This window comes from Enterococcus sp. 9D6_DIV0238 (assembly GCF_002174455.2).
GTDB classification, from domain to species: Bacteria; Bacillota; Bacilli; order Lactobacillales; family Enterococcaceae; genus Enterococcus_L; species Enterococcus_L dunnyi.
The window spans coordinates 784,304-806,822 of record NZ_CP147246.1 but is presented as its reverse complement, the minus strand read 5'-3'; the positions used below and the strand labels follow the sequence as shown (position 1 = coordinate 806,822).

Sequence of the window (22,519 nt, the reverse complement as noted above, 5' to 3'; positions counted from 1 at the left end):
AAAACAATTGTTAGTTGGGAGAAACTATGAAAAGCAATTCTAAAACAAAAATTTTCTTTAACATCGGTTTACTAGCTATTTTTATTGGAGTCATCATTTACGTAATGGACAATTCGTTGAGTGATATTTTTGCTCAATTGATGGAAACGAGCTGGCTTGTTTTATTATTAGTGATTATATTCGGTGTTGTTTATCAACTTGTTGAAGGTCGTTCGATCAAAGAGATCGCGGGACATTTTCAAAAGGATTTCAGCAGTAAGGATGGTTTTTTTACTTCTTGTTATGTGGCTTTTTATCGAGTAATCTCATTTGGGACTGGGACCCTTCTTTCGGAAATTTACTTTTATAAGAAAAAAGGGCTGGCTGTGTCTCAAGGGATCGGGGTAACAGCTTTACACATGATCATGTATAAGCTTGCTGTGATTTTTTGGGCAATTCTAGGACTGATTTTTCAATTTTCGTTGTTCTATGAGCGCTCTCCTAAAATGATTCCATTTATTTTGATCGGTGTGATTTTGACTGGAATGATCATCCTTTCATTATTGGTACTTTCAAGTAGTATCAATCTTCAAATTATTTTGATCATTTGGGCGAATAAGTTCTTTAAGCGCAAAGCCTTACGTGATTGGGTGGATAAATGTAATTTACAAATTTATTCATTGAGAGAAACCGTACAAACGATCATCAAAGACCGCTCAGCGATGCTTTTGATTTTTGGCTGGAATGTTGTCAAGCTGCTTTTTTGGTACGTAATTCCGTATATTGTTTTAGTAGAAAATCATCCAACTGTCGATTTTCTATTAGTCTTTTCGTTTACTAGTTTTGCCGTTATTTTGTCAGGTGTATTTCCAACACCAGCTGGGATCGGACCTTTTGAATTCGTTTATTTACTGTTATTCAAACCATTAGTAGGTACAGTTGATGCAGTGTCATCATTATTACTGTATCGTTTTGGCAGTTTTGTCTTGCCATTTTTGATCGGGTTCATTTTTGTTGTGATCGAGAAAAGAAGAGAGATCCAGTCAGAGCTGCATGCAGTAAGAAAAGAAAAAAGAGAAACATTGGAAGATGACTAATAATAAATGGTGTTAGTCCAGAGAATATACAGCAATTTCTAGCAAAAAGAATCCTCGAAATTTTAACGATCGATATTATTATCTGATCGAGTTCGGATATTTTAGAGACGCTTCAAGATCTAATCAAGTTTGAATATAAATTTCACAAAGCCCCTGACAATACATGAATGCTAAATTCATGTGTCGCCAGGGGCTCTTTTACTATCCGTTATGCTTTGCTTTTTTATTTCTACTTACGAAAAAAATGGTTGATCCAGCTAATAAAAAGCTACCGCTGATTAAGAAAAACAAAGTTCTCTGTTCTCCTGTTTTTGGTAAGCTATCAGGCTTTTTACTTACGTTATAAGTAGTACTCGTTGTTTCTGGTTGTTTCCCACTACTGTTTGATGTTTGACTCGTATCGATCGTTTCATTTGTCGTTGATTCGGTGTTGCTGGATATGGAAGACTCTACTTCGCTACTGGTACTTTCAGAAGTTAGGTCTGTCGTTGTTTCTTCAGTGGTTGTTTCTGATGTTTCCTCTGTCGAGGTATCGCTTGTTTGAGAGGATTCACCAGGTTCTCCCGTACCACTGCCTCCACCGCCGATAGCTGGTGTTTCTGCTTCGATTATTACAGGCTCTCCTTCACCATCAGCCTCAAGAATCGCTTTATTTCGATAAGGTAAATTAGGATCAGCTAATTTATTTGAAAGAAAAGTTAATGAAACAGCTTGATTCAATGTGCCTAGATCGATGACGAAACTGTCTGCTGCTGTACTGATTTTGGCAGGATCGATTGCTTCTTGTTCTTGAAAGACTTGTGTTGTCTTATCATAGGTTCCAAGTGCCGCCTGAACGAAAAATCCTTCGTCAAACTGCTGATCGGGACCAAGTATATCAGTGAGTACAGTGTTTGTAATATATTTTGAATCTGGATTGATAATAATATTCCAAACAGCAGCTGTATTGTCATAGCTATTCCAGCCGACCATATTCATTACCCAATCTGAATTTTCCACAGTACTTGCTCCGCGCGCATAAAAAATGATTTCCCCCTGACGGTTTGCTGTGTGAGATTCATAATATGGACCAAAAGTCGCTGTGACTGTATTGGTAAGATCATCTCCCGTGATCGTCAGGATCACGGTTCCGTCAGCAGCTGTAATATCATAAGAAAAACTAGAAGCGATTAGACAATTTGCGGGTACGTCTAAACGCATCGTATCGCCCGAAGTGATCGTAACTTCATTAGGAACTGCATAAGGGAAAGTGAGCGAAACGTTTTGATGATAGCTGATCTCAGTCTGTTCATCAACGATCGTGTTGCCAACCATGATCGTTGGATTTGAAACATACAAATTGCCAAAATCCACATTTGCATAAGCAGATTTAGTAAAGAAGATACTAAAAATCAAGCATGAAATAAGTGGTAAAACCAATTTTTTAGCGTGCATTAGTTAACCTCCAATAAATTATTAGTAAAACAAGTCTTTATTAGTCATATTGATCAAACGAATGGTCTTTAGCAGAAGCCAAAGAGGAACCTAAAATTTGAGCAGATGATTCTTTACTTGTTTGATAGAAAAAAATCTTTGCTTTTTCACATAACGTGTGTTCATTTTCATTAGTCAATTGTGTGTGATGATACAGTATAGAAAAAACAGCTCCAAGCTCTGATGTTATGGATTCTTCGTAATTTAAATGTAAGTTGTCTTGTAGTTGGGTAAGGAATTGTTCATCGATTTTATGGGAAAAGGTAATAGTACTGTTGTTACTGATGATTCCAGTACAGATAAACGCTTCTTTTTCTTCATGATAAAAATGAACAAAAGTTGTTGCTTGAATATCCTGAACAGCAATCAACTGAATTTGACTGATTTTTGATTGAGATAGCACGAGACCGCTCAAACTCGTTTTCAAATTAGATAAAAGCAGCTTTTTCTTGTCAGCATCTAAAAAAGATGTGGATAAATTTTCAGTTGAACATGTAGAGGGATGTTCGTTCAATTGCATTTTCTCTTCAGGCTTGAAAAAAAATATCCCCATGAGCTTTCCTAAGATGATACTAAATAAAATAATAATAAGTGGAAAAATTGAAAATAATCGTTCGTCAAAGAGGTGATTCATTTTATTTAATAGAAACATTTTCTTCCCTTGTCGTTTTGAACCAGGATGTTTTCCCCAATAGTTGACGAGTGAATGCTAGAACAATACTGGGGATAGTCAAAAAGATATAAATATACATAAGCATTCCTCCTATATAGCTTCTGATTTTTGGCGAATTATCGATCATATCAATTTTAGTTGTTGCATTAATATAGCGTTTGGTAAATGAAAGTCCAGGATAAATAGTTATAAGAAACATGATGGTGATAGTAAAAAATGAACGCAAGGTAGCACCATCTAATAAAGCCCGACAAAGAAGTTCAATAGAAATGATCACGATGATACTATTCAGTAGATTAAGATAAGGTTGTATCAGAAAGAAGAGCATCTCTAGTTTTCCAGAACCTGTCAGTGAGGTCGAGGTGATCACTCTTCTAATATAGGAATGACATTGTAGACTACCTTGGATCCAGCGGCTTCTTTGCTTCAAGTAGCGTCTATAGCTTGTCAATCCTTGCTGATAAATAACCAGTTGATCCGAATAAACTAGTCGATCTTTATTTAATAGCAAGCGAATGGTTAGATCATAATCTTCAAGTAAACAATCTGTCCATGGTGTTTCAGATAATTTCTTTAGTGAAGATAAACGAGTGAATTGACCATTCCCCCCTAAGCCAACCGTTTTTGTTTTCATTCTAAATTTTTGCATAGCGCCAATAACCTCATAAAATTCGATATCCTGTAATAATGAAAGGAGATTTCCCTGTTTATAGTTGTTGATGATTCGTACTCGTGCTTGAATACCATGGATCGTCGGATGACTAAAAATTCGATCAGCTATTTCAAATGCATTGGGGCACAAAAAACCATCAGCATCTAAAATGGTAATGATAACGTTTTCTGGATCAGCGTGAGAATAATCTTTAAGAATCCTTTGGTAAGCAGTATTCAAGGAGTGGCCTTTTCCTTTTTGAGCATTCGGTTTGTGCTTTTCAATCAGGTTGATTCTTGGATCATTGAAATCATTTACTATTTTTATCGTATCATCAGATGAATCGTCATCAATAACATAGATGGCCAAATTAGGTAACGAAAAATCCAATAAGGAAGAGAGCGTAGCCCGAATGACCTTATCTTCATTGAAACAAGGAATCACGACTACATATTGTAAAGTCGGACTCATCAGCCCGGCATTTTCGATATATAGTTCATCTGCATGTTTAATGATCGTAATATAAATATAGTAGATACTAATCAAAATTAAAGAAATAGTATAAATAATAGGCAAAATGCGCCTCCTTCACTGTTTGTAGTGCTTTATCAATGAAAATATGTGTTGTTAAGTCGACTATATGTATGATATCACATAAAAATAGGATAAATTATCAGTTTATTTGTCAATTAATCAAAATAATGAGAATGTATTTTTACTTATTATTTATTCAGATCGATAAAGTAAGAAGTTTATAGTTGGAAATTGGTTACATGATTAAGCTAAAGGCCAGTTTTAGAAGCAACTGTTTAGGAATCTTAGTGTTTTAAAAACTGTTATTTCTTGACAGTAAGTAAAAACACAAATAGTGAAAAGAAAAAAATTAGCTAATATAATAGCTTGCTGCGTAAAGCAGAAAAGTAGTCCAGCACGTCTTTTTTATAATGTAAAGGTTAGCTAGCTATTTTCTAAAGGATTAGAAAGATGATGATTTGATGAGAGGGTAAGAGGCGGTTGTCTTTTTATGATCTCTTGTGTTTACAGTATCTTTTTCTGATTGTATAAGACACTGACCATCAAAAATGATTTTTGTAAATTAGAAAAAACGAATGTATTATTATTAATCTAATAAATTGCTGATAAAATCAACATTTCCCCAGAGAAGTGCTTGTTTAAAAATGCGAAAATGATTATGATTAAAAAGATATTTTATACATCATAGAATGAATAGGAGTGATTCGATGGAACAAAAGCAATTACGTTGGTTTACTGTAGGTTTAATTGCTTTTAACATGGTTTGGGGATTAGGAAATGTTGTGAATAACTATGCACAACAGGGAATCTCTGTTGTAACATCATGGCTTTTGATTTTGGTCTTATATTTTATTCCCTATGCGTTGATCGTCGGTCAATTAGGTTCAACGTTTAAAGACAGCAGCGGGGGTGTCAGCTCTTGGGTGCAAAACACTAGTACTAAACGGTTAGCATATTATGCTGCCTGGACGTATTGGGTCGTACACATCCCATATCTAGCACAGAAGCCGCAATTAGTTTTGATCGCCTTTGGTTGGGCGATTCAAGGAAATGGCAATATTGTAAGTAATTTTTCTGTTGTAGGGATCACATTGATTTCTTTAGCGATCTTTTTGATCTTTTTACTATTATCAACAAAAGGTTTGATGACCTTAAAAGTCATTGGTGGAATGGCCGGGACAGCTATTTTCGTAATGTCCATGCTGTTTATATTATTAGCGATCGGTGCACCTATGATGAACTCGACTGTTGAATTTGCAACACCTCATATGGATAAAGTCAGTACGTATATTCCTAAATTTGATTTTAGCTATTTTACGACTGTCTCCATGCTGGTCTTTGCAGTCGGAGGAGCGGAAAAGATTTCTCCTTATGTAAACTCAATGAAAAATCCATCAAAAGAATTTCCAAAAGGAATGATCTTTTTAGCAGCAATGGTTGGTATTTCTGCTGTTTTAGGTTCATTTGCGATGGGGATGCTATTTGCAAGTAATAACATTCCGGAAGATTTAATGGCCAATGGTGCCTATACTGCTTTCCAACTTTTAGGAGAGTATTATGGTGTTGGAAATTTACTAATGATCATTTATGCTATTACAAATGGTATTGGACAAATTTCAGCCTTAGCCTTTTCGATCGATGCTCCACTGCAAATTCTTTTAGCAGATGCTGATCCTGAATTTGTACCGGAAGCCTTACGTAAAAGAAGTAAAAAAGGAACATTGGTCAACGGCTACTTATTAACAGGTATTCTAGTAAGTATCATCATCGTATTACCGATGTTTGGTATTGAAAATATTCAAGAGCTTGTAAAATGGCTAACAAACTTAAACTCTGTTGTAATGCCGATGCGTTATCTATGGGTATTCTTTGCCTATATGATGTTGAATAAAGCGTATAAAAATTACAGTTCAGAATATAAATTCATCAAGAATCCGAAAATCGCCTTTGGTTTTGGATTGTGGTGTTTCTTGTTTACAGCTTTCGCTTGTATTTTGGGGATGGTGCCAAAAGTAGATTTTGCGGCAAATCCTAAAGCTTGGTTTTTCCAATTAGCTTCAAATGTCATTACACCTGTTGTGCTGATTTTATTAGGGATGATTTTACCTGCACTTGCACGTCGGGATAAAAAGAAAGCAAACGCATAAGCGTAATAAAAGAGAGTAGATGCTAAAGTAGAGCATTTTCTCTCTTTTTTTTAATATCAGCTAAATAAAGGAACCAAAGTGAAAAATAGAAACGTGATGCTTGATACTTTTATGATAACTAAACATTTCTGATGCAGGAATTCCTCAATTGGCGAATAAAAAATAAATAAATGTTGTTTAAATGTATGTATTATCTGTGTTTTTCGTTTAATTGAAGATATTTGTAAAAAAATGAGAACAATTTTACGAATTTATCGGTATAATAGAATAGAAACTGTGTTCTTTTTTCTAAAAAAATGATACGATTTATAAAGGAAAAAAATTGAGGAAGTGAGAACGATTAGTAAACGACAACGTCAATCAGAAAAAGAAGAACGGTCAACAGTTCTCTGTAAAGAGGTTGATCCGGATTATTTAGGCCGTGAAGTGTATGCCGATGATGTAGAAACTCCATATGCTTTTTATCTGGTTCGAAAGCTGAACCTAGCAAAAGATTATCAAAATTTAGCTGAAGGAGAAGCTTTTTTTGATGCGATTTGTGATAGCTGGGATGAAACAGAAGATTTTGAAGAACTAGTAGTAAAAAAAATCTATATGTATGTCGAAACAGAAGTGATGTATTATACTCTGTTGATGGGTAGTTTCGAACCGACAAGAAGAGAATTACGAATGAATCTGAAAAAATGGTTTGAAGAAATCACGCTGGAGCCAACTGAACGTTCTCTAGTTTCTAAAAGCCAGTCTGAGTTGAACACAGGTGAGATTCAGGGAATGATGAAACAAATGATCGAAACATCAAATGAGATTTTTCGTTTGCGCAAAATGATCAATGAGCTGACTGAAACAATTAACTCAGGTCAAATGCAGCTGCAAAATAAACAGAGTCATCCAGTCATATCAAGAAGTATCCAAACCATTCACCTAAAAAGAGCACAGCCTCTAGTGATCGAGGAAGAAAAAAAGGATACAGAAACATCAGCGGAACCTTCAGAAGTTGCCGTAGAAGCTGAATTGATCGATGAGACTGAAACACCAGAGACGTTAGAAGAAGTCCAAACAAAAACAGAAGATGAGGCAGCAAGAGAACCTGAAAAAAAGTTGGCGAACGAATTGGCGGAAAAACCAGTTCAAGAAGATTCCCCAGCAGAAGAACCTACAGTTTATCCAAATCAAGAAGTAGAAGATAAGACAGAGGAAGTAGAACCTTCAGTTTCAAAAAAAGAACGAAATACAATGAAGCTCAAACGCAATAAATCAGCGCTAGAGCCAAAACCTGTAGTCGATGAAAATGAGGTGAAAAGCCCAGCCTTTACACCTGTTGATCTGTCTTCGTTAGTTTTCAAGAAAAAGAATACAAAAAAGGCCACGCCAAGTAACTGGCCGCGTTTTTCAAAACTGCTTAAGAGTAGTAAAACAGTAGATGCGCCTGCGAAAATTCCTAATTTCTCTAAAACAGAAATGGAGAATTTAGAAGATGAAATCTATTTACGTTTTATGAATAAACGGATGCGCTTAGGTGCTAAGAAAAATCATGTTCAAAAGAAAAGCATCTTGCGTTCTGAATTATTAGCACAAATCAATCAGGCGGAATATTTAAATTATTCTTGGGGACAGGTCGTTCGTTTACGTAAAGAAGATGTACTGATTTGCGGGCGCCTTAGCTGCGCTAGTTTGGTTTCTTCTTTAGATGAATTTTTACAAGAAATGCGTGAACTTGCATACAGTCGTTCTTTATTTGGGAAGAAAGTTCGTTGTTCTGTTGATTTATTACGCCGTTTGGAAGGGTATATTTTAATGGATCAATATATGCAAAATCTAAGCTTGATGCCTGTCGAAAAATAAATTTTTGATCGTATTCAGCCTAAAAATGATAAGTGGCGGTTAAAAGGCTTGAGAGATAACGCAATACGTTGTCTCTCAAGTCTTTTTAATTTATTAAATGCTATCAACTAAGACTAAAAAAAAATGTCGTTTTGTAGTATAATCGTCAAGGGTAGAGAAAGGCGGGGAAGCAATGAAGAAAAGTCAAATATATGCAGTGGTCGATATTGAAACAACAGGTACAGATTCGACAATTGACCGAATCATCCAATTCGGCTGCGTGCTGATCCAAGACGGAAAAATCATTTCCCGATTTGCAACAGATATCAACCCCAATCAAGCTATTTCTCCACAAATTCAAAAACTGACAGGTATCAGTAATAGTAGAGTCCAAAAAGCTCCTTATTTCGAAGATGTTGCACTGACGATCTACAATCTTTTGGCAGATACTGTGTTTGTCGCTCATAATATTTATTTTGACTATTCATTTTTAGCACAGGAGCTAGTTCGCTGTGGTGCACCAAAACTAGAGATTCCTGGAATCGATACAGTTGAGCTGTCACAAATTGTTTTACCAACGGAAAAAAGTTTTCGTTTGGGTGATTTGTCTGAAAGCTTAGGATTAGTTCACGATAATCCGCATCAAGCAGATAGTGATGCACAGGTCACTGCGGAATTGCTATTATTGATCGAAGCGAAGATGCGCCGATTACCGCTGATCACGATGGAAGCTATCGATAAGTTGAGTCAGCAAACTGGCATGGATACTAGTCGTTATATCCATTACATTTACGAAGAGATGAAACAGGAGATTCTACCATTATCTAAAGAGTATCGAGTCGTTTCAGGAATCGCATTAAGAAAAAAAGAAGTCCCGCTTTTTGAAGAAAAATTGTATGGTCAAACGACATTTCCAAAGAAGAAAAAGACCAAAGAAAAGATTTTTGGTCAAACGATAAGTTATCGTTCGGAACAAAGTCGTATGATGAATTTGGTTTATGAGCATTTTACTCAGGATGAAAGCAAAGACTTGTTTATCGAAGCTGCAACAGGTACTGGGAAAAGCTTAGGTTATTTATTTCCTCTGAGCTATCTAGCAACACCAGAAAAGCCATTGATCATTAGTACGGTTTCGATTGTTTTACAAAATCAATTGCTGGAGAAGGATATCCAACTGGCTAATCGAATTTGTCCCAGACCACTTCAGGCGACGATCATCAAAAGTCATCGCCACTACATTGATTTACAGCGCTTTAAAGCGACATTGAATGATCCTTTGCCGCAAAAGCAATATGCTCTTTATCAAATGGGTGTTTTGGTCTGGCTCCTAGAAACGCTGACTGGTGATTTAGACGAATTGCAGCTGATCAATTTTAACCATATTTTTTGGCGTGATGTTGCTCATCGAGGAATTGATTTTCTATCCAGTAAAGATGCGCTGTATCAAGAAGATTTTGTCCGCTTTCTTTATAAGAGAGTCAAACAAAGCAATGTTTTGATTGTCAATCATGCATTTTTAGCACAAGAATCGCTTAGAGAAACAGCACTTTTGCCCAAAAGCCCTTATTTGATTATTGATGAGGCTCATCATTTAGCAGACATAGCAGGCAAGATTTCTCACCGTCAATTTAATTATGCATCATTTAAAAAGCAATTAGCACTCTATTTAGAAGAAGAACAGTTATTTGATCAAGTGACGCATATCTTCGATGAGGCTAAGGAAGAACGGCGCTTGTTGCGAATCTATTGTAAAGCAGCTACTGACTTAGTTGAGGAATTCAGTGATCTTTTTTATGAAATCAATACTTTATTTCCAAAGCAAAAGCGACAATCGATGGAGACAGAACTGTTAGTCAAATCATTGTTCGATCAGCTGTCTTTAGAAGGAGAATCTTCAATTCAAAAAATTGAGATCTTATTATCTGAAATGAGAGAGATCCAAAAAAGAATTCAGCAATCAATTGAAGAACATTTAGAAAAGTATACCTCTTCTGATCGAATCGTTTTTGTACGGTTGCTGCAGTTTTTTGAACAAATCGACCGTTTACACGAGTGTTTTGATATTTATGTAAATGAATGGCAGCCGCGCTGGATCAAGGAGTACAGCTGTACTTCGCAAGGGTATGGTGCTTTAGCTATCAATGATCTGGAAGCGAGTATTTTACCTACAACAACATGGTATGAGCGGTATCAGCGTATTCTATATACTGGTGGGACATTAAAGTTTGGTAGAGATAAAAAATATTTGCCAAATAAATTAGGTGTGCCCGATGCCTTATTCAAGACACTGCCTGATCCTTATGACTATGAACAGCATGCTCGTTTGTATATTCCAACGGATGGTATTGCCGTCAATCAAGTGAATAATGCTGAATTTTCAGCCTACATTGCAACGGTTATTCAGGAAATTTCAAAGCAGGATCGTTCTATTTTAGTGCTCTTTACCTCTCATGAGATTCTTTCAAGCGTCTATCATCGCCTGCATCAGGCTTTTCTTAATGATGGGCGGGAACTTTTGGCCCAAGGAATCAGCGGAAGTCGAGAAAAAATCTTAAAACGATTCATTCATTCTAAAAATAGTATTTTGTTAGGAGCAGATAGCTTTTGGGAAGGGGTAGATTTGCCAGGTGATACCTTATCCCTTCTGATCGTTACTCGTTTGCCTTTTGAAAATCCTCAGCGGCCGTTTGTAAAAGCACGTTATGAGTACTTAGAGGAAAAAGGCATCCAGGCGTTTGCCCATGAAGCATTGCCGAAAGCAACTTTACGTTTACGGCAAGCATTAGGTCGCTTGATTCGTTCAAATAAAGATAAAGGTGCGATGATCGTTTTAGATCGTCGTTTGATCACGGCAAAATACGGGAAACAAATGATCAAGGCTCTGCCAAAGAATTTACCAGTGAAAGAAGCACCATTAAATGAAATAACGACAGAATTGGCTGATTTTTTAAATAGCTGACAAAAAGAAATTTACTTGCTAACTATTAAATTAAAAATAGTTTTCTGCTATAATGATAGCCAGTAAGTAAGGAAAGGGCGAGGCGATTGCAGGAAAAAAAAGAACAAAATGAAGTGAGAAAAAGAAAGATTCTTTTAGGAATCATTACAGCCTTATTAGTGATGATCGTTCTGGTTGTCATTTTCTATGTACGGGCAACTCATCCGTGGAAACAAGCTGAAAAAGAAGCTACAGCAATCGCAAAAGAGTATGCTCAACTTGAATCAGTCGATAACTTTTACTGGTTTACTAGGAAAGAAACCTCCTTTGCAGTGACGGGAAAAGATGCTAAAGGAGAAGAATTAGTCGTCATCATTCCGAAATCAGGGAAGAACATTACTGTACTAAATCAAAAAGACGGGGTAGAAGAAGGACACATTCGCCAGATCATGAGCACGGATTACAAAGAAAAAGACATACAAAAAATCAGCTTAGGTCTATACGAGGATAAACCTACATGGGAAGTTATTACTAAAAACGATGACGGTGCCTTATCTTACTACTTATTGTCATTTGAAAAAGCAGAAGAAATCATGATCATAAAAAATGTCTGACGAGACGTTTTATGCTATTGTAAGAAGTAAAAAAACAGGTAACGCAACACATGAAAAATGAAGAATAAAAAATGAATGGAGTAAACCGTATGGAGATATCAACGCGTGCACAAAAATTAGAACCTTCAGTAACCTTGGCGGCTTCAGCCAAAGCAAATGCCCTAAAAGCTCAAGGCCAGGATGTGTTGAGTTTAACAGTTGGTGAACCAGATTTTATGACACCTAAAAATATCCAGCAGGCAGCGATTCGAGCGATCGAGAGTGGTCAAGCCAGCTACTATACACCATCTGCCGGTATTAAAGAATTAAGGCAAGCAGTCGCAGAATATATTCAAAGCAATTATCAATTAAAATATCAGATGGAAAATGTTATTGTCACTGATGGCGCTAAATTTGCTTTATACTTACTTTTTCAAGCAGTCTTAAACCCATTGGATGAAGTGATCATTCCGGTTCCTTATTGGGTGAGTTATGGTGAACAGGTGAAATTAGCTGAGGGAGTACCAGTATTCATTACATGTGCACAGGAAGAAAAATTTAAGGTTACTGTGGAACAGCTAGAAAAAGCACGAACAGACAAAACAAAAATTTTGATCCTAAACTCACCTTCCAATCCTACAGGGATGATTTACACAGAAGAAGAATTAAGAAAAATCGGTGACTGGGCTGTCTCCCATGATGTTTTGATTGTCTCAGACGATATTTATGGTAAATTGGTTTATAATGGCGCTGTTTTTACTCCTATAGCAACCTTATCAGAAGAAATCCAAAAGCAGACCATCATTATCAATGGTGTTTCTAAAAGCTATGCGATGACCGGCTGGCGAATTGGCTATGCAGTAGGAGATCAAGCAATTATTAGTGCAATGAACGACATCGCTTCACAATCAACGAGCAATCCGACAGCAGTCAGTCAATATGCCGCAATTGAGGCTTTGAGTGGTGAACAGGATACTGTGGAAACAATGAGACAGGCTTTTGAAGAGCGTCTAAACAAAATATACCCACTTTTTGCAGCAATTCCAGGCTTCAGAATGGAAAAGCCGCAAGGTGCCTTTTACCTATTTCCAAATATCAAAGAAACGATGGATCTTTGCGGCTATACTGATGTGACAAAATGGGTGGATGACTTATTGGCAGAAGCACATGTCGCATTAGTCACAGGAGCAGGATTTGGTGCGCCGGAAAATGTTCGGATCAGTTATGCGACAGATCTGCAAACATTAGAAGAAGCGGCAAAGCGGATCACCGCATTTATTGAAGCAAAATCAGCAAAATAAATACTCAATTCGGGATGGCAAAAAAGAAATGAATGGAGAGACGATTGTGGAACAAATTCAAATTATTGATTCAAAACATCATGTGGGGGAAACCGTAAAAATCGGCGCTTGGATCGCCAATAAACGTTCAAGCGGGAAGATCGCTTTTTTACAATTACGTGATGGGACAGCTTATTTTCAAGGGATCGTTGTCAAAAGTGAAGTTCCTGAAGAGGTCTTTCAATTAGCGAAAAGCTTAACGCAAGAAACCTCTGTTTGGATCACTGGTGAAATCAGAGAAGATAGCCGCTCGAAATTTGGTTATGAGATCGGTGTGACTGGCATCGAAGTGATCGGTGAAAGTCATGAATATCCAATTACACCTAAAGAGCATGGAACAGACTTCTTGATGGATCACCGTCATTTATGGCTGCGTTCATCCCGTCAGCATGCAATTATGCAGATCCGTAACGAAATCATTCGTGCGACATATGAATTTTTCAATAAAAACAACTTCGTAAAAATCGATCCGCCGATTTTAACAGCCAGCACAGCAGAAGGCACGACAGATTTATTTGAAACGAATTATTTCGATCAAAAAGCGTACCTATCTCAAAGTGGTCAATTGTATATGGAAGCAGCAGCTTTAGCTTTTGGGAAAGTATTCTCATTCGGACCGACCTTTAGAGCAGAAAAATCTAAAACACGCCGTCACTTGATCGAATTTTGGATGATCGAGCCTGAGATGGCCTTTATGCATCAAGAAGAAAGTTTGGAAGTCCAAGAGCAGTATGTAGCTTTCTTGGTTCAAAGTGTATTGGATAATTGTGATTACGCTCTTGATGTTTTAGGACGTGATAGAGAAGTCTTGAAAAAATATACACAATTACCATTCCCGCGTATTTCTTATGACGAAGCGGTTGAATTACTGAAAGAAAATGGATTTGATGATATTGAATGGGGAGATGATTTTGGTTCACCGCATGAAACCTTTATCGCAAATTCTTTTGATCGTCCTGTATTTATTTTGAACTATCCAAAAGCGATCAAAGCCTTTTATATGAAACCACATCCTACACGTGATGATGTTGTGATTTGTGCGGATATGATCGCACCGGAAGGGTATGGCGAAATCATTGGCGGTTCAGAACGTGCTGTCGATCATGATTATCTATTAGAGCAAATTCGTAACCATAATCTAGATGAAGCAGAATACGCTTGGTATTTAGACTTACGTCGTTATGGATCAGTACCGCACTCAGGATTTGGTTTAGGTTTAGAACGTACAGTGACTTGGCTCGCTGGAATCGAACATGTTCGTGAAGCAAGTCCATTCCCACGCTTATTGAATCGTATTTATCCATAAAAAATTCTTACGAAAAGCTGTCGAAACAAAGTAGCTAATTTGTTTCGATGGCTTTTTTTGTGCGAAAAACATCTCTTACTTTGCGCAATGAAAAAATGAACTGACGTAAAAGATCAGTAAGAAAAGAGAAAAGTTAAGGCAAATTGTTTAGAAATCCAGTAACTTATGGTAGAATTGACAGAAAGTACAATAAAAGGACTGAATCCAAATGGAAAACCCAGCACAAATCAAAAGAAAACATTTTCGTTTTCCAGCTTATGACGATGATTTAGGTGTAAAACTAACCTCAGAAAATAAACGAACATTGTTTCAAGATGAACCAATGTTGACAAATACGACATCCGTACAACCTCAGGCGCCAGTGATCGATCCAATCACAGCTCAGCCGACAATGACAAAGCAACCGACTCAAACGAATAATAACAATGTCTCTCATAGCCCGGAGCAGATGGCCGAACTTGCCCAACACAAGTCGAATCTGCCAAACTATATGATGAGTCACAATAAAACAACAACAAAGCAAAAAACAAATCTATTTGGTAATATGCCGAAAAGAAATAGCTATGGATTTAGCAGCTCATCTACGAACCGAGACAAAAAGGCAACATCAAGAGATTATACGTATGAAGCTCGTTCTTACTTCGTACCAAAGTATATCCCGGCGTCTGTGATCCCGGAAAAAAAAACGCCAGCGCTAACAGAACAAGAGCTGGCTACGGCGATGAAAAAAGATAAAAATTCGTATCTGTTATTTGATGATGAGCCAGCAGCGTTTCAAGTCAAAGGAAATGAAGATCCGACGGTAAAAAAATTCAACATTCCGAAAGAAACACCTGAGATTCCTGTGACAAGACGTCAGTACCAACAAATCAAACCAGATATGGAACGTTTTGGTAAAGATGATATCAGCCAAACACTGCCGCGTTCTAGAAAAGAGTTAAAAACAGCCAAAGCAAATGCGAAGAGCCAAACAGCTTATGGTCAAAAAGTAGCAGAGGCCGAAAGCGAAAAAAAACGCGGTATTTTAGATAAACCATTAAGTGGTATCATTGAAGATTCAAGTATGGAATTAGAAAATAGCAAGTATTTTAATTAGGAGTATTCTGAGACAAAACAGTCACTGGTTTTGTCTCAACTTTTTGTGTCTTTTAAAATAGTAAGGCAGCACAACTATTTTTGGGTTGATTATTTTGTGATTTTGTACGATAATGGGTAGCATGCATTTGCTGACTATTATAAGAAAACAGAATTTACATAGAGATTTCAGGAAAAGAGGATTATAATGAGCAATCAAGAAAAATTACATCATTTTGTTGGCATAAAAGGTTCTGGAATGAGTTCATTGGCTCTTGTTTTATTTGAGAAAGGGTATCGTGTGCAAGGGTCTGATGTAGAAGAATATTTCTTTACACAGCGTGATCTAGAAAAGGCTGGAGTGAAGATCCTACCATTCAACGCAGACAATATCACGAAAGATATGGTTGTTATCGCTGGAAATGCGTTTCCGGATACACATGAAGAATTGGTTCGTGCAAAAGAGTTAGGTGCTGAAATCATTCGTTACCATGATTTTATCGGACGTTTTATTCAGCCTTATACAAGCGTTGCAGTGACTGGTTCTCATGGGAAAACAAGTACGACAGGTTTACTTTCTCATGTATTGACAGGAATCGCACCAACAAGCTATTTGATTGGTGACGGGACAGGACATGGGGATCCTAAAGCGCAGTTCTTCGCTTTTGAAGCTTGTGAATATCGCCGTCATTTTCTTGCTTATTCACCCGATTATGCAATCATGACGAACATCGATTTCGATCATCCTGATTATTATAAGAGTATCGAAGATGTTTATTCAGCATTCCAAACAATGGCAGCACAAGTGAAAAAAGGTATTTTTGCTTATGGAGATGACAAATATTTGCGCCAATTATCAGCAGATGTGCCGATTTATTATTATGGGTTGAATGATGATGATGATATTCAGGCTAAAAATATTCAACGAACAACACAAGGTTCTTCTTTTGATGTTTACCATAAAGATGAATTTGTAGGGCACTTTGTTTTACCGGCTTTTGGTCAACACAATATCATGAACGCACTTGGTGTGATCGCAGTTGCCTACTTTGAAAAACTGGATATGTCTAAAGTTGCAGCAGAAATGCTGACTTTTGCAGGCGTTAAACGCCGTTTTACTGAGAAAAAAGTATCAGATATGATCATTGTTGATGATTACGCACATCATCCGACTGAAATCATGGCGACGATCGATGGCGCACGTCAAAAATATCCTGATAAAGAAATTATCGCTGTGTTCCAACCTCATACCTTTACACGGACGATTGCATTGATGGATGAATTCGCAGATGCATTAGATTTAGCAGATCATGTTTACTTGTGTGATATTTTTGGATCGGCAAGAGAACAAAAAGGCGATGTGAAAATCGAAGATTTGGGTAATAAGATCGAAAAAGGCGGCCAAGTAATTAAAGAGGATAATGTTTCACCGCTATTAGATCATGAAAATGCTGTGATTATTTTTATGGGTGCTGGAGATGTTCAAAAATTTGAGCAAGCCTATGAAACATTATTGAGTAATACAACAAGAAACGTTCTATAATTTATTGTTCAAGATGATAATATGAAGCTTTGGCGTTTTGCCGAAGCTTCTTTTTAACTTGCCTTTTGTCGTCATTTTGGTACAATAATCTTATCATTAGTGGAGGTGTACTAATTTGAATATCGGAAAACCGAGAAAATTAGGCAAAACCATCGAAGATATTGAGGAAGGCGATTCGCTGTCTTTAACTGAGTCGATCGAAGATAAAGATTTACTTCTTTATTTGGGCTTAACGAATGATGCCAATCCTTTGTATATCCAACATGATTATGCCCAAAAAACAGAATACGGCAAGCCGATCGTTCCATCGATCATGCTGATGGGGATCATTACCAGTGCGATTTCAAAGCATTTACCAGGACCAGGCTCTCATGTGGTCAATTTTTCGGTGAACTTTGTAGGACCAGTCTTTCATTACGAAACACTGACATTTCAATTTGAAGTGATCAAGGTGGATAAAATGAAAGATGTTGTGACGATTTCGATCGAAGCTGTCAATGAAGAAGGAGACCGTGTGCTTGATGCAGTTGTCATGGTTCAGCCGCCTCAAGTGACAATAGACGAACTGGAAGAGAAAGAAGGAGAAATGAATGAATAACGGAGCAGTAGCAAATGTTGGTTTGAATAAGTTTTATTCAAAAATTTACGCGTTTTTAGCGATGGGAATCGGTATTAGTGCGTTAGTATCATATCTAATATTGAATGTATATTTCTTTGAAGTAGTGATGTTTTTATACAAATATCCAATGGCTTTTTATGGATTTTGGATTGCAGAATTAGCGTTAGTTGTTTTCTTAGGTTTTAAAGCAGCTAAAAATCCGACACTGGCAATCAGCGGATTTGTTGTATATTCTATACTGAATGGTATTACATTGGCTGTAACATTAGCGATGTATACAGAAGGAACCGTTGTAGCGGCTTTTGTTAGTGCAGCAGCTACGTTTGGAGGAATGTCATTAGTTGGGATTTTTACAAAACGTGATCTTTCTGCTATGGGACATGCAGCATACAGTGCGTTGATCGGTCTGATCATTGCGATTTTCCTGAATGCATTTATTTTAAAGAGTGGTCCTGTTGATTACTTTATTTCAATTTTGATGGTCATTATTTTTGCAGGTATCACTGCGTATGACAATCAAAAAATCCGTACTTTGTACACACAAACAGGCGGACAGCCAGGTACAGGGATCGCGGTTTTCATGGCATTACAATTATATCTTGATTTTATCAATTTATTCTTAGCATTCTTACGTATCTTTGGTAAAAACAACTAATAAAAGAACTTAGAAAAAGACACTCAGATTCTTCTGAGTGCCTTTTTTTGTTTTGAATATACGTATTTATCGTGTTTTTATGCATAAAAATTCTTTTATTTGTTTTTTTTGCATAAAAATTATTGACTATCATGAGGCATTGATTTATACTTTTAGAAAATCAGAAAATTAGATCAACTTAAAAGGAACTGAAAACCATCGTTCGTGGTATAAGAAAAATGAGACGTTTGTTGTGGAATGTTTTTTAGAGGTTGTCTCTTTGGGAAGGGTGTAAGTGATAGGGATGGATGAAAAAATACCAGAAGGATTTAAATTTTATGGCACGCATGCCGGCATCAAGAAAAAAAGAAAAGACTTTGGTTTGATCGTAGCAGATCACGTGTGTCATGCGGCGGCTGTTTTTACTAAAAATACGTTTTGCGGTGAATGTATACCGATCGGTAAAGAACATGTCAAAAATGGAGAATTACAGGCAGTCGTAGTAACTAGTGGGGTTGCAAATGTGGCGACTGGCAAAGAAGGACGAGAGAATGAGTTTCAGATTTTAGATAAAATTTCGTCTAAACTGGCGATTGCTCAAGAAAATATTTTACCATCATCGACAGGTGTGATCGGACCACAATTACCTATTGAAAAAATCAATACATTTTTGGAGACGCATTCGCTGGAGCTTACAGAAAACTATGAAGACTTTGCCGAAGCTATTTTAACAACAGATCAACGGATCAAAGTGCAAAGTCTTGAGGTCGGTGAGGGAAAAATTTTAGGTATCGTCAAAGGATCGGGGATGATCGAGCCGAATATGGCGACCATGCTGGCTTATATTTTAACAGATATAAAAATCAGCAAAGAAGATATCTATCCAATGTTAAAAATCGCGGTTGACCAATCGTTTAATACAATCAGCATCGATTCAGATACAAGTACGAGTGACACAGTTGCCTTATTAGCAAGTGGTCATAAGACAGCTTCGATGGAAGAGCTGCAAATAGCCTTAAACCAAGTTTGTCATGCATTGGCTTTAGATGTTGTGAAAGATGCTGAAGGAGCAACTAAAACGATGTTTGTGACGGTCAAAAATGCTATGAGCCAAGAACAGGCAAAGAATGCTGGAAAATCAATAATCAATTCGCCATTAGTGAAGACCGCTTTGTTTGGTCACGATCCAAATTGGGGTCGAATTGCAATGGCGCTTGGGAAAACAGATGGACTTATTTTTGACCCTAATAGAGTTGAGATTTCTTATGGCGAATATCCGATCTTCTCTGAAAACCATGAAGAGCTGCAAAATATCGAACAAATCGCATCGTATATTCAAGAAAATGAGGATATCTATTTAACGGTCGATCTACACCAGGGAACTCAGGATTTCCAAGTGATCGGCTGTGATTTGAGCTATGAGTATGTCAAAATAAACAGCGATTATTCTACTTGATTTCATAAACTAAGGAGCATAGGACAAAAGTGTTCAGCTCATTTCAGAAGCCTTCAACTCTTAGTACTTTAGCACTTAGAATGTTGCTAGCTTCACTTTGTTCTTTAAACAATACGTTAACTGATGTGGTCGAAGCGTAACGTAGTAGCCGCTTTTTTCTCACCACTTATTCAAAATTAGAGTCCAAAACAAAACTGGTTTTTAGTTTTGTTTTGGGCTTCTCTTTTCATTTACGAATGTATGTTCTATAATGGAGAAATGACAGGTGGGAAAAAAATGAAAGATAGACAACGGATCGCAGTCCGCAGTTTAGTAGAATTTATTTTGCGTAGAGGTAGTATCGATGCAAGACATACAAGTGAACATACGGCGGCTGAAGGAGCGAAAATCCATCGTAAATTGCAAAAAGCGGCTCCAGCTGGATATAAGAAGGAAGTTAAGCTTTCGATCGATGTAGAAATGAATGGTCAAACATACTTCATTGAAGGACGTGCCGATGGCATTTTTACAGATGAGGACAAGGGGACCGTCATTGATGAGATAAAAAGTTCAGAACCTGATTTCTCTGAGCTGCGGGAAGAACAGATCGATATGTACTGGTACCAAGTCATGTGTTACGGGCACATCTATTGTCAACAAGAAGAGCTAGAAACGATCACGTTACAGCTAACGTATTTTCAAACGACAACGGAAGAAATCACGCGAACAGAAAAGCTATTTACAAAACAGGAGCTGTGTGAATTTTTTGATGATTTGACCAGCAAGTACGAGCAATGGCTGATTTTTAAAATGAATTGGCGAAAGATCAGAAATGACTCTTTGAAAGAACTTCCGTTTCCGTATGGTGATTATCGCAAAGGGCAAAGAGAATTAGCCGTCGCTGTCTATAAAACGATTTTAAGTGATCAAAAGTTGTTTGTAGAAGCACCGACAGGAACTGGTAAAACAATCTCTACATTATTTCCAACACTAAAAGCAATCGGTGAAGAACAAGCAGAACGTGCATTTTACTTAACTGCGAAAACGATCACACGTCAGGTAGCAGAAGATGCAGTAGAAGCGATGAAACAAAAGAATCTGGAATTAAAAAGTGTGACTTTAACAGCAAAAGATAAAATTTGTTTTTTGACTGAACGAAATTGCACACCGGAAGCGTGCCCTTTTGCGAATGGGTACTATGACCGTCTGAATGAAGGGTTATGGGATCTGTTAAACAATGAAAATCAATTTACAAGAGAAGTTATTGAACGCTATGCCAAAAAGCATAGTCTTTGCCCGTTTGAGTTGTCGTTAGATGTAAGTTTATGGTGTGATCTTGTGATTTGCGATTATAATTACTTATTTGATCCCACCGTATATTTAAGACGGTTCTTCGAAGAGCAGCAAGAAGAAAAAGAAAATATTTTTCTAGTCGATGAAATCCACAATCTAGTGAACCGTTCTAGAGAAATGTATTCAGCTTCTTTAGCTAAAAATACATTTAGCTCATTAAGAAAAACGCTTGGGAAAGAGCAGCAAAAACTGACACGAGCTATCCGGAAAGTCGAAAAGGAATTTGAGAAGATCGAACAAATCTGCAAAGAAGAAGAAAAAGACTTTCTGCATCAAAGTGCACCCATTGATTCGCTTGTAAAAGCGGCTTACACACTATCTGAGAAAATTGGTGAATGGCTGCCGGAGAATCAAGCATACGAAGAATTGAACCAAGTGTTATCCGTTTATTTTGATGTACTGAATTATACTAAAATCAGTGAATATTATGATGATCATTATTGTACTTACGTTGAGTGTCAGAGCTACGACGTGACTGTAAAGCAATTTTGCATCGATCCTTCCTATTTATTAGAGCAAAAATTAGACAAGGGCAAAGCGAGTATCTTATTTTCAGCTAGTTTGACTCCATTAGATTATTATCAAGAGGTTTTGGGTGGAGGAGAAGAAAGTTTGAGATACCGTATTCCGAATCCTTTTACTAAAGATAATCAGCTGTTAGTCATTGAAAATCATATTCAAACGACCTACAAGGAACGGGAACGGAATTATCAAAAGATCGTTGAAAGTCTAACAAATATGATCCAACAGCGAACTGGAAATTATTTTGTCTTTTTTTCATCTTATTCTTATATGGATGTCGTGTATGATCTATTCAGAGAAAAAAATCCAGGAATCAAAACCAAGCTGCAGGCTTCTTCTATGAATGAAGCTGAGCGGGAAGCTTTTTTAGCTGACTTTGTTTCTGATCCAGAAGAAACGTTGTTGGGCTTTTGTGTGTTAGGCGGGATTTTTTCAGAGGGAATCGATTTAAAAGGAACGCGATTGATTGGCACAGCGATTGTTGGGGTGGGTTTACCGCAGATCAATCACGAACAAGAATTGATCAAACGTTATTATGACCTAGAAAAAAATCAAGGGTTTCAATTTGCTTATCAAATCCCCGGAATGAACAAAGTGCTGCAGGCAGCAGGGCGTGTCATCAGGGATAGCGAAGATCGAGGAGTTGTATTATTGTTGGATCAGCGTTTTTCCTCTGCAGCTGTGCGACAATTTTTTCCGCCGCATTGGGATCAAAGTCAAACGGCTTATTCTGCCGAACGCTCAAAAGAATTACAGCAACAATTTTGGCTTTCAACAAGTGAATGA

General features: G+C 37.1%; 16 protein-coding genes. 13 read left to right on the top strand and 3 right to left on the bottom strand.

The window, feature by feature from the left end:
• Positions 1 to 26: 26 nt before the first annotated feature.
• On the top strand, positions 27 to 1,076 hold the full coding sequence (locus tag A5889_RS03830) for a lysylphosphatidylglycerol synthase transmembrane domain-containing protein (RefSeq protein ID WP_087641382.1): 1,050 nt from the start codon (positions 27 to 29) through the stop codon (positions 1,074 to 1,076).
• A gap of 201 nt (positions 1,077 to 1,277) precedes the next feature.
• Here A5889_RS03830 and A5889_RS03825 read toward each other — a convergent pair whose 3' ends face one another.
• From A5889_RS03825 to A5889_RS03815, 3 genes are all read right to left on the bottom strand, one after another.
• Positions 1,278 to 2,510, bottom strand: coding sequence for an Ig-like domain-containing protein (locus tag A5889_RS03825; protein ID WP_087641383.1), 1,233 nt, complete (start codon positions 2,508 to 2,510; stop codon positions 1,278 to 1,280).
• A 40-nt stretch (positions 2,511 to 2,550) separates the two neighbouring features.
• A complete protein-coding gene (locus A5889_RS03820; protein WP_140405339.1) occupies positions 2,551 to 3,102 on the bottom strand; it encodes a hypothetical protein in 552 nt (183 codons plus the stop codon).
• An 82-nt stretch (positions 3,103 to 3,184) separates the two neighbouring features.
• Complete coding sequence (locus A5889_RS03815) at positions 3,185 to 4,450, bottom strand: glycosyltransferase (RefSeq protein WP_087641385.1); 1,266 nt, start codon at positions 4,448 to 4,450, stop codon at positions 3,185 to 3,187.
• 665 nt (positions 4,451 to 5,115) lie between these two features.
• Between A5889_RS03815 and A5889_RS03810 the strand changes: the two genes are divergently transcribed.
• From A5889_RS03810 to A5889_RS03755, 12 genes are all read left to right on the top strand, one after another.
• The gene (locus A5889_RS03810) at positions 5,116 to 6,555 is read left to right on the top strand and encodes an amino acid permease (RefSeq protein ID WP_087641386.1); all 1,440 of its coding nucleotides are present in this window, start codon (positions 5,116 to 5,118) and stop codon (positions 6,553 to 6,555) included.
• A 330-nt stretch (positions 6,556 to 6,885) separates the two neighbouring features.
• Positions 6,886 to 8,397: a hypothetical protein gene (locus tag A5889_RS03805; protein ID WP_087641387.1), complete on the top strand. Its 1,512-nt coding sequence runs from the start codon at positions 6,886 to 6,888 to the stop codon at positions 8,395 to 8,397.
• A 172-nt stretch (positions 8,398 to 8,569) separates the two neighbouring features.
• A complete protein-coding gene (locus A5889_RS03800) occupies positions 8,570 to 11,335 on the top strand; it encodes a helicase C-terminal domain-containing protein (protein ID WP_087641388.1) in 2,766 nt (921 codons plus the stop codon).
• Positions 11,336 to 11,421: 86 nt separating this feature from the next.
• Positions 11,422 to 11,928 carry a DUF5590 domain-containing protein gene (locus A5889_RS03795; RefSeq protein WP_087641389.1) on the top strand — a complete coding sequence of 169 codons (507 nt, stop codon included), beginning with the start codon at positions 11,422 to 11,424 and terminating at the stop codon, positions 11,926 to 11,928.
• An 89-nt stretch (positions 11,929 to 12,017) separates the two neighbouring features.
• On the top strand, positions 12,018 to 13,208 hold the full coding sequence (locus A5889_RS03790; protein ID WP_087641390.1) for a pyridoxal phosphate-dependent aminotransferase: 1,191 nt from the start codon (positions 12,018 to 12,020) through the stop codon (positions 13,206 to 13,208).
• 46 nt (positions 13,209 to 13,254) lie between these two features.
• Positions 13,255 to 14,553 carry an asparagine--tRNA ligase gene (gene asnS / locus A5889_RS03785; protein WP_087641562.1) on the top strand — a complete coding sequence of 433 codons (1,299 nt, stop codon included), beginning with the start codon at positions 13,255 to 13,257 and terminating at the stop codon, positions 14,551 to 14,553.
• Positions 14,554 to 14,761: 208 nt separating this feature from the next.
• Positions 14,762 to 15,649, top strand: a complete 888-nt coding sequence (locus tag A5889_RS03780) for a hypothetical protein (RefSeq protein ID WP_087641391.1) — start codon at positions 14,762 to 14,764, stop codon at positions 15,647 to 15,649.
• 186 nt (positions 15,650 to 15,835) lie between these two features.
• Positions 15,836 to 17,170 carry a UDP-N-acetylmuramate--L-alanine ligase gene (gene murC / locus A5889_RS03775; protein ID WP_087641392.1) on the top strand — a complete coding sequence of 445 codons (1,335 nt, stop codon included), beginning with the start codon at positions 15,836 to 15,838 and terminating at the stop codon, positions 17,168 to 17,170.
• Between the two features lie 115 nt (positions 17,171 to 17,285).
• Positions 17,286 to 17,768 carry a MaoC family dehydratase gene (locus A5889_RS03770; RefSeq protein WP_087641393.1) on the top strand — a complete coding sequence of 161 codons (483 nt, stop codon included), beginning with the start codon at positions 17,286 to 17,288 and terminating at the stop codon, positions 17,766 to 17,768.
• Positions 17,761 to 18,444, top strand: coding sequence for a Bax inhibitor-1/YccA family protein (locus tag A5889_RS03765; protein WP_087641394.1), 684 nt, complete (start codon positions 17,761 to 17,763; stop codon positions 18,442 to 18,444). The genes A5889_RS03770 and A5889_RS03765 overlap by 8 nt, the downstream gene beginning before the upstream one ends.
• A gap of 283 nt (positions 18,445 to 18,727) precedes the next feature.
• Positions 18,728 to 19,879, top strand: coding sequence for a bifunctional glutamate N-acetyltransferase/amino-acid acetyltransferase ArgJ (gene argJ, locus A5889_RS03760; protein ID WP_242585716.1), 1,152 nt, complete (start codon positions 18,728 to 18,730; stop codon positions 19,877 to 19,879).
• A gap of 276 nt (positions 19,880 to 20,155) precedes the next feature.
• A complete protein-coding gene (locus tag A5889_RS03755; RefSeq protein ID WP_087641395.1) occupies positions 20,156 to 22,519 on the top strand; it encodes an ATP-dependent DNA helicase in 2,364 nt (787 codons plus the stop codon).